The 14,851-nt window shown below is 60.0% G+C and carries 5 protein-coding genes; 2 read left to right on the forward strand and 3 right to left on the reverse strand.

All coding sequences use genetic code 11. The annotated features are described in order from the left end of the window. Nucleotides 1-4: 4 nt before the first annotated feature. Together JUK32_RS22215 and JUK32_RS22220 are read left to right on the forward strand one after the other, a co-directional pair. Nucleotides 5-3,538, forward strand: a complete 3,534-nt coding sequence (locus tag JUK32_RS22215) for a DUF6519 domain-containing protein (protein ID WP_204141057.1) — start codon at nt 5-7, stop codon at nt 3,536-3,538. 56 nt (nt 3,539-3,594) lie between these two features. Continuing rightward, nucleotides 3,595-4,686, forward strand: a complete 1,092-nt coding sequence (locus JUK32_RS22220; protein ID WP_204141058.1) for a hypothetical protein — start codon at nt 3,595-3,597, stop codon at nt 4,684-4,686. A gap of 7 nt (nt 4,687-4,693) precedes the next feature. Here the strand turns inward: JUK32_RS22220 and JUK32_RS22225 are convergent, their stop codons facing one another. The 3 genes from JUK32_RS22225 to JUK32_RS22235 form a co-directional block, all read right to left on the reverse strand. Continuing rightward, nucleotides 4,694-11,197 carry a DUF4157 domain-containing protein gene (locus tag JUK32_RS22225; RefSeq protein ID WP_204141059.1) on the reverse strand — a complete coding sequence of 2,168 codons (6,504 nt, stop codon included), beginning with the start codon at nt 11,195-11,197 and terminating at the stop codon, nt 4,694-4,696. 77 nt (nt 11,198-11,274) lie between these two features. Continuing rightward, nucleotides 11,275-13,188 carry an ATP-binding protein gene (locus tag JUK32_RS22230; protein WP_204141060.1) on the reverse strand — a complete coding sequence of 638 codons (1,914 nt, stop codon included), beginning with the start codon at nt 13,186-13,188 and terminating at the stop codon, nt 11,275-11,277. Beyond that, nucleotides 13,185-14,414 carry a DUF4255 domain-containing protein gene (locus tag JUK32_RS22235; RefSeq protein WP_204141061.1) on the reverse strand — a complete coding sequence of 410 codons (1,230 nt, stop codon included), beginning with the start codon at nt 14,412-14,414 and terminating at the stop codon, nt 13,185-13,187. The genes JUK32_RS22230 and JUK32_RS22235 overlap by 4 nt, the downstream gene beginning before the upstream one ends. Nucleotides 14,415-14,851 lie beyond the last annotated feature (437 nt).

The raw sequence follows: 14,851 nt of genomic DNA on the forward strand, positions 1-14,851 counted from the left end.
AGCCATGGCCACGCCGGATATTTCCCGTTCTGCCTTTGATGCGCAAAAGCACTATGCGGGCGTCATCATGCAGCAGGGGCGCATCACCCTCGACGACGATTGGAATGAGGGCGATCGCATCGCCCGGGATGAGCAACGCCGCACGCGCGTCGATGTCATCGGTGCCCACGGCAGCCCCGACGAGGGCTTTCGCATCACCAATGCGCAAATTGCCGGGGACCTGATTGACTTTGAGATCAGTGCCGGACGCTTTTATCTCGGGGGCCTCGCCCTCGCGCTGGAGACCGCACAAACCTATCGCCTGCAAACGGACTTTTTGCAACTAACCGCCGATGCGGATGCCGCCCCCACCGCTGAGCGTTTTGACCTGGTTTATCTCGAAACCTGGCAGCAGCCGGTGAGTGCGGTTGAGGATGGTGAGCTAATCGAAGTGGCCCTGGGCGGTCCCGATACGGCGCAGCGCCTGCGGACGATGCAGCGGGTGCGGGTGCGCCCCAATGTGGGCGCTGATGACTGTGCCGAGGCGTGGCAAGCCCTGCTCGATTTTGCCGCTGAGCAGGGCTTTGGCACGTTGGCCGCCGATCATCAACTAGTGCCCGACACCACCCTCACCGTGGACTATGTGGCAGCAGGCGACCCCACCGATCTCTGCACCCCCTTTGTCAGCGGCGGCTATTTGGGGGCCGAAAATCAGGCCATTCGCGTCGAACTGCGGGCAGGCAATCAACTGACTTGGGGCTTTGATAATGCCGCGCCGCTCTATCGGGTGCAGCTATCGGCGGATGGTGAAACCGTGACCCTGCTAACGGAACCCACCGACCAAGCCCACTGGCCTCTAGCCGGGCAGGTCGTCGAAATTTTGCCCTGGGCGGCGGTATTGACCAATGACGAAAAGCTGGCGGACGTGCAGGGGCATCTTTCCACCGTGAATGGCTCCTACGACCCCGACAGTCACACCCTGACGTTGACGACGCCCCTCACTGATGACCTCACCCCCTGGCAGAGCCGCAGCGACGCCGACACCCTCGAAACGCCTTCCCCCAGTGCGCCCGACCAGCCCGGTCTGTATTACTACCTGCGCGTATGGAATCGCGGCAGTGACGTGACTTCGCCAGCGGCGATCGCCATTCCCCCCGACAGTGATCCTCCCGCCGATCGGCAAATCGCGCTGGGCCAAACCGGCCTCACCATTTTGATTGAGGGCAGCGATCGCCAACCCGGTGATCATTGGGTGATTGCCGCCCGCCCCGAAACGCCCAATCAAGTGGTGCCCTGGGAGCTAGAGTCGGGGCGATCGCCCCACGGCATTCAGCGCTTTTTGGCGCCGCTGGCTTTAATTCACTGGCGCTTTGATGGCGATGAGGCGCTCCCCCCGCGCCTGCATGACTGTCGTCCCACCTTTTTGCCCCTGACGCGGCTGAGTCACTGCTGCACCTATCGCGTGGGCGACGGCACCCATAGCCACGGCAATTTCACGTCGATCAATGCGGCGATCGCGGCGCTGCCCCCCAGCGGCGGCCAGATTTGCGTGTTGCCCGGCACCTATACCGAAGCGGTCGTCATCGAAGATCTGCGCAATGTCACCATCAGCGGCTGTGGCGATCGCACCCGCCTGGTGGCCCCCGACCCCGCAGATCTCGCAGATCCCGCCAATCCGCCGCCCGTGCTGACGATTCGCAACTCGCAGCACGTGACGGTGCAAGCCCTCGCCATCCGCTCCGCCGAGAACGGGATTGGTCTGCTGGTCGAAAGTTCAGAAGACGCAGTTCCCGGTGCGGCTGTCGCCCCGAGCGCTCAGATCCACCTAGAGGCGTTGAGGATTTTGGCAGTGGGGCAAAGTGCGATCACCATCCACCAAGCCCAGTGGGTCACGGTGCAGCATTGTCGGTTGGTGCAGCGCGACGTGCCGAGTGAGTGGCCGATTATGTATCTCGTCGGGGATGATGTGCTGATTCAAAATAACCGTTTAGAGGTGCAAGTGCCTGCTAAAGCGGGGGCTACCGCTGGGGCGACTGCCGCTCGGGGCGGTCTACAAATTTGTGGCACCTGCGATCGCGTGCAGGTGCTCGACAACCACATTGAGCGAGGCATCAACAACGGCATCACCCTGGGCAGCATTGCCGAGATTGATGACCAGGGCGAGTTTGTCCCAAGGTATATCGGTTGGGTAATCGACGCCAACGATCCGTGTAGTCCCTGTAAGCCCGGCTCGGTCTACATTCCCCCCGGTCAGAGCAACCCCGACGAAGGCGGCACGCGGCAAGTGTCGGCAGGCAGCCTGTCCGAAATCCAGATTCGCCGCAATCGCATCACTCGCATGGGACTGAACGGCATCGGTGTCATCGGCTTTTTTGACCTCTCCGCAGCGGATGAGTTAGTTTCGGTTGAGCAGCTAGCCATTGTCGATAACCAGATCGACTATTGCCTGCAGCGATCGCTCGACCCGATCCCCCGCAAGATGGTGCAGGCGATGGGCTACGGCGGCATTGCCCTGGCCGATGTCGAAGCCTGTGTGATTCGCCACAACCGCATTGAAAATAACGGTCCCAACCATTTGGAACCGATCTGCGGCATTTTTATCCTGCAGGGCGAAGGCGTTGATATTACGGGCAACCACATTTTGAATAACGGGGCCAAGACGGGGGAGCCTGATGATGATGCAGCGATCGGCCCGCGGGGCGGCATCCACATTATCTTTGCGGTGGCTCCGGCGATCGCCCTCGAATTTCTGGATTTCACCTTCGCCCGACAAAACGGCATGGCCGCCGCCAACATCGCCCACAACGTGGTCAGTACGCCGCTCGGTCAAGCCCTTGCCCTCGCTGCTTTGGGTCCGGTGGCGGTGCTGGGCAATCAGCTCACGACCCAAGGCATCGTTTCGAATATCCGGACCTCCCCGGCGACCTTTATCGCGGCGACCGTAGCGATTCTCAATTTGGGGTTGTCCAACGAGTTTTACGGCCAGTTCATCGCGTTTGCGGCGGTGCGATCGCAGCAGCTCAACGCCAAAGCTGGCTTCACCGTCAGCGACGATGGCGTCGTTAGTCTGCCCCAGCCAGGCCTCGACACTCAAGGGATTGGTCAACGTTTAGCGAATGGCAACGTGCTTTTTAGCCACAATCAGGTGGTGCTCGACTTGCTGGAACTGCGCGAAGTCGATTTTGCCCTATCGTCCATTTTTATTGCGAGTTTAGACGACATCAGCTTTCAGAACAATCAGTGCGACAGCAGTCTGCTGGCAGATTTTATCTTGACCCAAGCCTTTTTGTTTGGCATCAGCTTGCGGGTTAATGACAATCGCTTTAAGGAAGGGTTGGTGAATGCACTGTTTTCAGCCGTCACGCTAGGCTTGATGAACACCACCACTGACAATCAATCAACGCACTGCCTTTTGGTCAGACCTAATAGTGGCCTCTTTGGGCGAGAAAGCGAGAATACTATTTTGGTCGATGTCTTCTTTGGACAAGTCCGAGACAATGTTTATTTCTGCGAAGCGATGACGCAAAACCTCCTCCCCAATTGGCCCGCGCCAGAATAGCGCGGATTCTCTCGACTTGTTGCCGCCCCTACTAGATCAGTCACGAGGACACCCCCATGGCTCAAAAACAACCCAACCGCGAAATTCCCCTACAGGAGATTAACCGTACGTTAGACCAAAGCGTGGCGGGTGCTGACCCCCTGCGAGCCGATCGACTGGGCAACCTGACCAGCGTGCGACAGGCCAAAAGCAGCGGCCAACAGCGTGACCTCAAACGGTTGGAAGCGAAGTACGGCAGTGACCACCCGCGAGTGCAAGGTCTTAAACAAAAAATGACCGCGAATCAGACCCTCGTGCAAACCTTAAAGGTCGAAACAGAGAGGGCGGAAGTAGACTTCCCCATGGCGGCTGAAAATACCTGGATTTTGCACGGCTATGTCTTTCGCCGTTTGCCTCAAAGGCGATCGCCCCTGGCTGAGGTAACGCTCGTGATTGCTGATCAAAAAGGTAATCCTGTGGAAGAAGCGGGCTATGCCTGCACGAATGATCAAGGCTACTTTCGGCTGGAATATTCTCGCAAAAAAGCGACGGGCACCGCCCAACCCGTGGGTGACGTCACCGAAGTTGGTGTCATCACCCGTAACGACACGGCCAGTCCAGAGGTTGCGGGAATTAGCGATCGCTTTCGGCGAACGGCAACGGTCGCCAAGCAGCCGTCGACCTATTTTGCTCAGGTCTTAGACAAACAAGGGGCTCTGCTGCATCGAGATGATCAAGCGATCGAGCCGGGGCCGGGGCAAGTCGATTACATCGAGATTGTGGTGGGCGAGCCCCCTTGTCCTTCGCCGTTCGAGGGTCAAGATGAGCAACCCGACGACCAGCCTGACCAAGATTTGGGTGATTGGGTGGTCAGCGGTCGGGTCTTGCGCATCGTCAATGACAACGAGCGACCGCTGGGTGGCGTGATGGTGAGCGCTTTTGATGCCGACGAACGTTTTGACGACAAGCTGGGTGCGGCCCTGACTCTGAAAGATGGCAGTTTTGAAATTCGCTATCGGCAACATGATTTTGCCCGCGACTCGGAGAAAGGCACCCCCGATTTGTATGTGACCGTGATTGATCAAAGCGGTAAGCAAATCTATTCCTCGCGCAACAACATCCGCCAAAATGCCAAACGCGAAGAAGTCTTTCAAATCACGATTAGCTAACCAAAGCCTATTCATACTCTGGCTCCCACTGGGTACGGCCCTCATTGGGTCGCACAGTAAAGCCCGCTGCCGTTTGCCAAAGATAGGTCATGGTTTCCCCTATACCTTCGACTTGGCGCACTGTATCCCAATCTCGGAAGCTTTCGCTGTGCTCCCAAAGCCGCAGCGCTAAGACCGGACCTACCAAGGGCAACGCTTCATAGGCCTCTAGGGCGAGCCCGACATCGCTTGACCGCGCTCGGGGCGTCGGTTCGTGCAAGTTGAGAAAGCGTAGCTCCCGTTGGATGGGGCGCGCCTCTACCTGAATCTCGGAAGGGCGACCCTCAGCGATCGTATTTTGGATCTGGCGATTGTTGAACAGAGTGTTTTGGCGGCTTAGGTCACCTGGATCAAGCTGATATGCGGTGCAGACCAATCTTCTGGGCAGATATTGTTCGGCCTCTACCACTCGTCGCCGCAATTCTTTAGTCTCTGAGGTTGATTGGGTATCGCTGTCAATGGCCCGCAGTAGGCGACGATTGGGGCCACCTCTGCGGTAGTCGACGACGACTCGGTAAAACATGGTTTGCAGATGGGGGCGATCGACCGCATCTTTGACCAGGCTTTCGACCTCGCGCTCGTGGGACTGGTTGGCGGCCTGGGTAATGGGGGTCAGATTATCCCAAGTGTTGCCGGGGCCATGAATGTTGTGGTTGAGCAAATGCCCTCGCACGTAGTAGGAACGCCCCCCCTGACGACGGAGTAAGAGTTCTTCCCAGTTGTCGCTGGTGACGCGAGGGGCTGACCCACGCAAACTAACAGGATTGAAGGTGAGGGGCCGCGCAATCATGCGGCTACCAAACCCATGTCGTAGGCTGCCATATTGGATGCGCGTATTGCGTAGGCCAGGCAGATCGACCTCAATATCGCCCTCGGAATCATTCGGTGTGATGGAGTAGTGATATCGCAAAATCCGGCGATCGCCCTGCAACAAAAACCGGGGTCGCCGCTCTTTAATGTTAAAGGTGAGCCCCGTCAATAAACGGGGTGAGGGTTGACGCTCAATGCGTTGAATGATGGGTCGCAACCGCCGAGCAACGGTTTCCATATCGCCCGTGCGTCGTGATAGCGTCGCGGCCTCTCGCTCGATGCGGCGATCGGCATCCCTCACGACACGGCGATGCTTGCTATCTTGATCGCCCGCTGTGGTGTACCAGGGGATTAAGCGATGGCGCAAGCGCCAACCGCGACCGTGGGTAGCCACCCCGACTGGGCGAATGCGTCGCCGCACCTTGGCTTCAACTGCCCAATCATTGCGGAGCAGTCGATGTTTTACCGACAGACGAACGCTATAGCCTGCGGGTCTGGGCACGCTGGCGAGGGCGCGCTCAAGCTCGCGTTTACGCACGACCCGCGATCGCGCGATCGGCCAGACCCTCGCCCAACCGACTCTGGCTAATCCTTCCGCCATGCCTTCCAAAATCCCTCGTTCACCAGGGCTCCGGGGACCCCGACCTCGCCCTCGACCGGCACCGCGTCCTCGACCCCGACCGCGTCCGGCACCGCGTCCCCGACCTGCCCCCCGACCGCGTCCGGCACCCCGGCCAACGCCTCGACCCGCTCCGCGACTGCCACTTCTGCCTGCTCGCCGGAAGATATTGCGAATCCATTCCAGGATGTCGTCAAACCAGCGGCGAATGCGGTTGATCAGATTGCGGAGCGCACCGCGCAGTCGCTGCACCATATCCAACAGCGGTTCGATCGCTCGCCGGATGCGACGGAAGGCACTGACCAATCGACCCGCAATCCGCGACCCCTGAATTGCCGTTTTAGCAGCGGTGATGGCGGTGCTGCCGCCGCCGGTAAAGATCGCGAGCAGCACTTCCACCGCGATGATGCCGACGACGGTGCCCATGACGCGCCCAATCTGGAAGGCGGTGCCGTCGCTGTTCAACGCATTCAACAAGTTGGTGGCGGCTTCTTCGGCCAGTTGACCGACCATGCCCGCTAAGGTCTGGCGCATACTGTCGATGAACTGCCGCAAATCCTCACGGTTGAAGCCTTCGCTGATTAACTGCTGGAAAGTCTCGCTAAGTTGGGAAAGTTCGGCGGGGGCATCGGGGGGGCGATCGCTGTCCGTTTCTCCCCCACTGCCAGCCTCAGCAACCGTTTCCCCTTCGGCATCCGCAAAATCGGTCTCGGTATCGTCCTCTGTCGCTGCCGTTTCTACTGACGGAGCCTCAGAATCTGCTTCGGCCTCAGAATCTGCCTCAGTGTCAGTGTCCTCCTCAAGCGATTCGTCAACGAAGGATTCGTCACTTGCCGCATCATCCCCTCGACTCCGGGGTTCCTCAGCGTCGCCCGCTTCTGAAGATTCGCCAGACTCGCCACTGAGCAGCCCGATCGCCCAATTTGCCAGTCGGAAAGGCAACGACAGTAGCCAGACGACCACCTCCAGCAAAAAGATGATGGTGCCCCCCGTACTTTCCCAAACGCCCTCAACCAGCCCCACGGCAAAGCCCGCCGCGACTTCCGCATTGCCCGCAAAGATGCTTGCAATCAGGTTGATCGCCCCGACTTTTTGAGGATCGGGGGCATCTCGCAAGGTTTCAAAGAAAGACAGCGCCCCCTGATAGATGGCGGCATAGACGAAATCGGCGGGCTCCGGCAGGAAGCGGATGAAGCGGATAATCAAATCCAAAATGAAGTTGAGAATTGGCCCTTTGTAGCATTCGGGCACCAGATACAGCCACGCGGACCCCGCGAGGAAGGGCACAAAAGCCAGCGGTCCCAGCACGGGGAAAAGCACCAGCGCCTGCAACAGGCCCACGCAAATATCCATAAAGATGCGGGCATAGTGCAGCAGATTGCCGACCACGTCGGCTCCCCAGCGCAGGGCGGCAATCAAGCAGTCGCTAAATGCCCGCAGGATGATGCGCAAGGGCAGAGTGGCCCGCTGCAACACCGCCAGCAAGCGATTGAGCGATTCGCACAATGACTGCCAGGCCAGCAGGGCTTCGATTTGGGCGAACAGGTTCTCAAACCAGGTGGAAAGGCGATCGATCGCCCGGTGCATGACGCCACTAGCCCAATCCAACACCTCTTGCACGGCGGACAAAATGGTATTGACCAGGGCCTCGGCGGCTTCGGCTAGCCAGGTGCCGATCGCGGAGGTGACCGCACTCAACCAGCTCGTCAGGGCATTCCAGAGTTCGGGCAGGCGGGCGAAAAAGTCGATGATTGGCGCGAGGAAGCTGTCTTCGCGAATCCAGCGCCAGGCTTCGCGCACGGCATCAATAATCGGCTGCACAATCGAGAGAATGCCGTCCCACAGAGCCTCTAACCCCGCCATCAGCGCTTCTATGGGATCGAGGTTGGGATCAATGCCGAGGGCGATCGCGATGTTGCGCCAGATGGTGTTGGCAATGTCCCCAAAGAAATCCACCATTTCGGCGACGGTCTCGCGAATTGAGGTCCACCATTCCTGCACGGTGGTCGAGGCTTCGCGGATGAAGGAGAAGAACCCTTCGGCGGCATCGAGCTGTTGCTCGGCGGTTTCATCCCGCGATTCTTCTAAAAAGGCTTGAATGCGCTGGGCAAAGGGACTTTCCAGGAGCAGCTCAAACCAGCCCAGCAAATCTTGCAGTTTCTGCTCAAAATCGGCGCAGGCTTCGGCTTGTTCTTCGGGGGTTTCTTCCTGGCAAAAGCGCTCGTCGTAGAGTGCGACGAGGGTTTGCTCCAAGTTTTCGATACCGGTGATTTCGAGCAGGGTATCGAGCCAGGTTTCGAGCGATTCGGCGGCCCAGTCGATCGCCCAATCCAGCCCCCGGTCAATCAAGTTCGCCAAATTGGGAAAGTAGCGAGACAAGAGGGCCATGACGCCGTTTTCAAACAAGTCTTGCACCATGCCACCGACGACTCGGATGCCCGCGGCGAGGCCGTCGAGGGCTTGGTTGAGTTCGGTGCGCAACCCTTCGACGGTGTCGTCGATGTCGGTGTGCAGGTCGGCGGCCCACTGATCGACATCGGCCTGCACCCCATCCAAAAATTCGAAGGCGTCGTCGCGATAGCCTTGGGCGATTTCGCCGAGTTCACCGGGGAGATTATCGGCGATCGTATCCAGCCCCTCGCGCAGTAGATCTAAGGAACCGGAAATGGCGTGATGCGCGGCATTCACAATGCCGTGGGCGACTTCTGAGGCGCGATCAAGCAGCGTGTTGATGGCGGCTTTGCAATCTTCAACAAAATTGACCAGCCAATCGGTCAATTCCCCGATTTGCTCTACAACAAAGTCCGCTCCCTGTTGCCACCAACTGCGGTCTTCGCTTTGCTCGGTTTTTTGCTCGGCGCGATCGCGGGTGGCTTGCCACTGGGTGTCGGCTTCGGTCTGGGCGCTCTCGACGGTGGTGCGGGCTTCTGTGTCGGCGGTGCGCTGCACTTCGTCGATGTGGGCGAGCTTGTCGCGGGCGAGGTGTTGTCCTTCTTCGGTGCGCTGGCTGATGTGCTGGTCGAGATCGCGCTGCCAGGCGACTCGCCGTTCGCCAACGCCCGACTCGGCGGACGAGAGAAGTTGGGTTTGGGCTTGATGGGCGGTGCGGCAGCGTTCACTCAGGGCGCGATCGCTCTCGGCGATCGTCTCGTCAATCAGCCGCTGCGATTCCCCTTCGGCAGTGAGGGTCAGCTCGGTGGCCTCAAATTCTTCGCTGCGCACGGCGACGAGGGTGTCGAGATCGAGCTCGCCGATATTGTCTTCTGTCGCGATGCGGTTTAAATCGACCTCAGCGCCCATCTCTGCGGGACTGACCTGAGGCTTCTCTAACTGGTCGAGATTAACGTCGTGACCGTTGGTGGGGTCAGTTTCTGGCGCGAGTCGCCCTTCGCCAAAATCTTCTTGAGTCTGGGTTTGCTGCGCTTGCAGTCGTTCGGTGGCGCGGTTGGTGAACTCGGCCTGGTCGGTCGTGGCGCGATTGGGGTCAGCGGTGCCCGTGCGATCGACGGTGGGGGTAGCGAGCGATCGCGGTGCATCGGCTCGATAGGCCGCATCGACCTCGTCATTCACCTCGCGCAATTGTCGCCGCCGTTCGCGCTCCAGTTCTGGGTCTAAGTCTCCCGGCTCTGAAGCCCGAGTGTCGGGTGACACCCGATCAAGCTGCGATTGCACAGCCGAACGTGAGCGATCGAGCGCTTGCTGATCGACCGGGATCGGTTCTGGATCGGACAGATCGGGGAGGTCATCTGTCGCAGGCACGTCTATAGGTGGGCCGCGGGCAAAGGGGTGGTGATGGGCTGGCGTGGCGCTGCCTTCGCAGGGGGAAACGGTGTGTTCCTCGGCGGTGGTGGTGCCGTCGTCCCACAGCGCTTCTGTCTCGGTGAGTAAGGTCTCGGTTTGGGCGCGGCGGTTGACGATGGCGGCGGGCAAGCGCACCGCGAGTTGCGCTTCCTCGGTTTGGGCGGTGGTGGTCTCAGCGGTGGCGATCGCCGTTTCTTCAGTGACCGTCTCCTCTGGGGACTCCATGGTGGTCGCTTCAGCGGTGGTGGTTGGAACGGGGGCGGGCTCAGGCGGCGGCGGGCTCACCTCAGCTTCCGGCGACGTTTCAGGCGTTTCAGAAAGGGGTTCTTCAGGCGTTTCGGTCTCCGTTTCGGCGATCGCCTCCTCGGCTGCCTCAGCTTGGGGAGATTGCTGCAATTCTTCTAACCCTAGTGGTGTTTCGCGCGGGCGGCGGCGGGTTGGGGCGGTTTCAGCATCGGGCTGACGTTCGGGGTCTGTGAGGGATAGGGGCGATCGCTCTCGCACGTGCCCGGTGCGCCGCAACGCAATGTGATTGCCGCGAAAGCGCTGGAGCAGGGGACGGGCGGGGCGGCGAGTGCCCTGTAGCAGTTGCGCCGAAAGGGTATCGGCCTCTTGCTCGCTCGGATGGTGGGCGGGCAGCACGGTCATCGGCGTCGATGGCGTCGCTGCAGTGCCCTCTGCCTGCAAAACGTGGATGACTTCGTGGGTTAGAGTTTCAGCATCAATATTGGTATTGCCAACCAAAATGTGGTGCTGGTGGGTAGCGGCTTGTGCCCCCAGTCGCTGCAAGAGAGATTGCGCCGCTGGACCAGAGTGAACGCGAATATGTCCCAAGGGCCACCCAAGTTGCCGTTCTAGAAAGGGGCGATCGGGGAGGGGATGACCGGGTTGAGCGATCGCGGCGGCCCATTCGGTGGCGAGTTCTGACGGCTCCTCGCGGGTTGCGCCTGGGGCCTCTGGCACGGTAGCCGGTTCTGAAGGCTCGGTCGCTTGGGACGCATCCAGGCCAGGCGTCGAGTCAGCGGTGAGAGCCGCCGCCGCCTCGGTGGCCGGGTGAGCCGTGGGGGCAGTTACCCCCGTTAGCGCCTGGAGGAGGGAGGGCGATCGCGCAAAAACGGGTGAGACTTCTCGCAGTGGGGCGGTGTGGGGAGTTGGTCGCGCTTTTGGCACCGCTCGCGGCACTGACAGATCGCTAGCGGTCTGTCGAGCAGCAGCTTGGGATTGAGGAGTGGCAACCTTCACAGTCGGGCCTCACGCGTTTGCCTATCATAAGTCGGCGGAACTGGCGATGGCAGCGCCTCGCAGAATAACGTAACGCCTCAGCCCCAGCCGCGAATTTCCCCCACGGGAATGGTGCGACCGAGTTTGGCGTACTCCAAACGGGCCGCTTGCAGCAGATGGGCCATGGTGACTGGTGCGTCATCGGCGGCGGCGAGGTAAGCGCCGTTGCGGGCAATGCTGGCAATGTTGCCCCCCGCGACGGAGAGTTGCGCCAGCTTTTCGTAGTCTAATGCTTGGCGGGGCATGGCCGCCGGAAAGATACTTGCCCAGATGCGCTGCCGCAGCGCTTTGTCAGGAAAGGGAAAATCGACGATGAACTGCATACGCCGCAAAAAGGCATCGTCGATGGACTTGCGCAAATTGGTGGTGAGAATGGCTAAGCCTTCGTAATCTTCCATGCGCTGGAGTAGATAGCTGACCTCAATGTTGGCGTGGCGATCGTGGGAGTCGCGCACCTCTGTTCGTTTGCCAAAGAGGGCGTCGGCTTCGTCGAACAGCAAAATGGCCCCGCCTATTTCCGCCGCGTCAAAGACCGCTCGCAAATTCTCTTCCGTCTCACCGATGTACTTGCTGACGACGGCACTCAGGTCGATGCGGTAAAGGTCGAGGGACAGGGCCGCCGCGATCGCTTCCGCCGCCATGGTTTTGCCCGTGCCGCTCGGTCCGGCAAAAATCACCGACGTGCCTGCGCCCCGTTCGCTGCGATCGGCAAAGCCCCACTCATAATGCACCTGCGCCTTGTTTTGCACCTGATGAATGATGGCCTGCAACATCTGGGTGGGCACGTCGGGCAACACGAGTTGGGCCAGCGTCGCCTGGACCTTCACGGGTTGGATCAAGCCGCTCAAGTGAGGCCGCGCTCGCTGCCGACATTCCTGCCAGAGCCGAGTGGTGAGGTCCGGTTTGGGCGATCGCTCGACTTCTGTTTGCAGCATGTGAGCGGTCGCCAAAATGTGGCTGCGATCGAGTTTGAACTGGGCCGCGATCGGTGCTAAGGTCGCTCGTTCAACCGCTGGCTCTGACCCAAAGGCCGTTTGCCATAAATCCAACCGTTCTTCAAAACTCAGGGCGGGCAACCGCTGCGGGTGAACCGGACGGCTGAGCTGGAGCAAACCGGGGTCGCCGCTGTAGAGCACCGGCCCTTCCACCCGTTCGAGAAAGGTGTGGGTCGCCTGGATCACCTCTGGGGCGGGATGGCCTGACAATTCCACCACCAACGCTACCGGACTCAACCCGGCTTCTCGCGCCCAGAGGTGTCGCAGCAATGCTTGCTCCGCCAGGTCAGTTGGGAGGTCCTGGCCATTCAAACAATAGCCCCGCAATCCCAAGTGGTGACAGAGCGCAGCGGCTACACTGCGGCGAGTGAGCGGGGTTGTGCCGTCGAGCTGCCACAGGGTTGGGGGCGCCGCCCGCCACTGCGCAGCGAGGCGTTGGGAGATCGCGGCATAGGTCGGGGGTAACGGTCCCGGTTCTGACAGGGGCAGCAAGCGGTTTTGCAGTCGCGCCTCTAGCGAGGGGATACCCATCACCGCGTGCAGTACTCGTTCTTCGATCGCGATGGGGCGGCGGCTCAAAATTTCCCCGACCCCAAGCTGAATCAGGTGATAGCGGCGGAGGGGCGCGTCGGGGGCGATCGCATCCCAGTGGGGATTGGGCAGCGTGGCGAGGGCCAGACTCCAGGTGGGCGATCGCTGCTCTGGATGGCTCCCTAACGTCGCAAAGACCTCATCCAGAGCGGGATAGAGTTCCAGCAGAGTTGGCAGCAACAGCACCCCCAACTCAAAGTCAGAGAGCTGAAACACCTGTTGCACCCGCGCCACCATCGACTCTGGCGGCACCGTCAGCGGCCAGGGCAAGCCATCAGGATCGGGGGCGGTCGGTTGGGCCAAGGCTTTGAGCCGGGCTTGTAGCTGATCGAGCACCGTGGCCAGAGCCGCTTGGTCGTCCATCATGGCACGATCAACATCGGGTCGTTGTAGCGTCCGGTAGCACTGTCGCGCCGCAACAGACTCAGGACGCCATCCACCCGCAGCCGCACGAGCCACTGCCCCGCCGGTAGCGGAGCGAGGGCGAACACGACCGTGTCACCATCGACTCGCCAGTCGGTGCTGGTGCGATGACGATAGTCGCCGCCCACTTCATCCAACAGCAGTTCGACGGTTTGCTCGGCGGCGGGGGTGGGCACCACCGTCAAGCGCACCTCAATCCCGATGGCGGTGGTGACGGGATTGGGCGACGCCAGCGTCACGTTGGGCACCAGGGCAAAGACCGCAGTGTTGGACTCGGTAGCGGGGCGGTAAGCGTCGGGAGCACCGTCGCCCAGATTGACCCGATGCACTACCTGCACGGCGATCGCCCCCAGCGGAATGCCCAAAGCCGCCGTGATGGGAAACACAATGAGATCGCTCCGCAAATTACTGTCGCGGGGCACTTCCAACAAGTCTTCGCCCAACTGCAGCCAGGTGCTTTCGCCAATGAAGCCACTGCCCCGCAGGATGAGATCTTGCCCCACTTCGACAACGGGCTGATTGACTGCCGAACTGCGAACGCTGTTGATGCGGGGCATGGCTGCGGCAAAGGCCCGCACCGCCACATCGCCCACGGGCAGCGCCGTCATGGCCGGAATCTCGCGATCGAGCAACACCACGGAAGCCTGATAGGCCACCGATAGTCCATAAAATGACTGGTTCAGCAGGCCCCAGACCCGCGACATCTCTTCTGGGGTCATCGGCATCGGGGTAAAGCGCACCAACTCGACCTGATCCGCTAAGTCGGCGGCTTGCAAGACATGATCAGCTTCCAAAACTTGGACGTAGCTGGCGATCGCCTCAGCCGTAAGCACTGGTCGCGTGTGCAAATCTAACATCACCAGACCCGCTAACCTTTCAGCATCAAAGGTGTCGCTGTCGCCCACAAAAGAAAAGAGGTAGTGCAAATCGATCGCGAGCTGGTGTCGCTGAATCACTGAACCATCGGCCCGGCGGGTGGGGGTATCTGCTGGGTAAAGGGCCGGATTTGGCACAATGCGATAGAGCTTGAGATAAACTCCCGGATCGGAGTCACCGTCGGGATGTTCACCGGCGACGTTAAAGCCAGTAAGGCCATTAGCATCGAGCAGCGTCTCAATTCGCGATGTCAACACCGCCGTTACCGTTGCGATCGCCAAAAAGTTGCTCATCGAAACAGCCTACAGCACCATAACCTGGCTCAGAAAAACTCCGACCTTTCGATGGCTTTCGGACGACGGAATGTTAACCTGAGCAGCTAATCAAAAAACACTTAGTCTGAGAATAACAGGATGCATCCTATCTAGCACCCTGGCCGTGATGACGCTAGAAGAGCATCACCCAATTACACATGGGAATGCCCCCGAGCATCATCACGGGACACACAATCGTTAAACTCATCGCCGGTAAGTGTCAGCTAGATAGGTAGACTGCTTAATCCCCTCGATGTGCCATGCCAAGGCTATCAAGGTGTGCCACTACACGCCTGGGCAGAGCAGTCCCGATGCCTTATTTTGGATGAGCTTGCCCCAAGTAAGGCGTATGTACTCAATCAATGCAAAATGGTTTGAGTTAGCAGGCTCTACGGTCAGTCGCGATAGCAGGGAGA

It is taken from the genome of Halomicronema sp. CCY15110, from assembly GCF_016888165.1.
In the GTDB taxonomy this organism is placed as follows: Bacteria; Cyanobacteriota; Cyanobacteriia; order Phormidesmidales; family Phormidesmidaceae; genus Halomicronema.

Coding starts and splice junctions, on each gene's coding strand:
- JUK32_RS22215 (WP_204141057.1), top strand. CDS start 5: ATGGCCACGCCGGATATTTCCCGTTCTGCCTTTGATGCGCAAAAGCAC.
- JUK32_RS22220 (WP_204141058.1), top strand. CDS start 3,595: ATGGCTCAAAAACAACCCAACCGCGAAATTCCCCTACAGGAGATTAAC.
- JUK32_RS22230 (WP_204141060.1), bottom strand. CDS start 13,188: ATGATGGACGACCAAGCGGCTCTGGCCACGGTGCTCGATCAGCTACAA.
- JUK32_RS22235 (WP_204141061.1), bottom strand. CDS start 14,414: ATGAGCAACTTTTTGGCGATCGCAACGGTAACGGCGGTGTTGACATCG.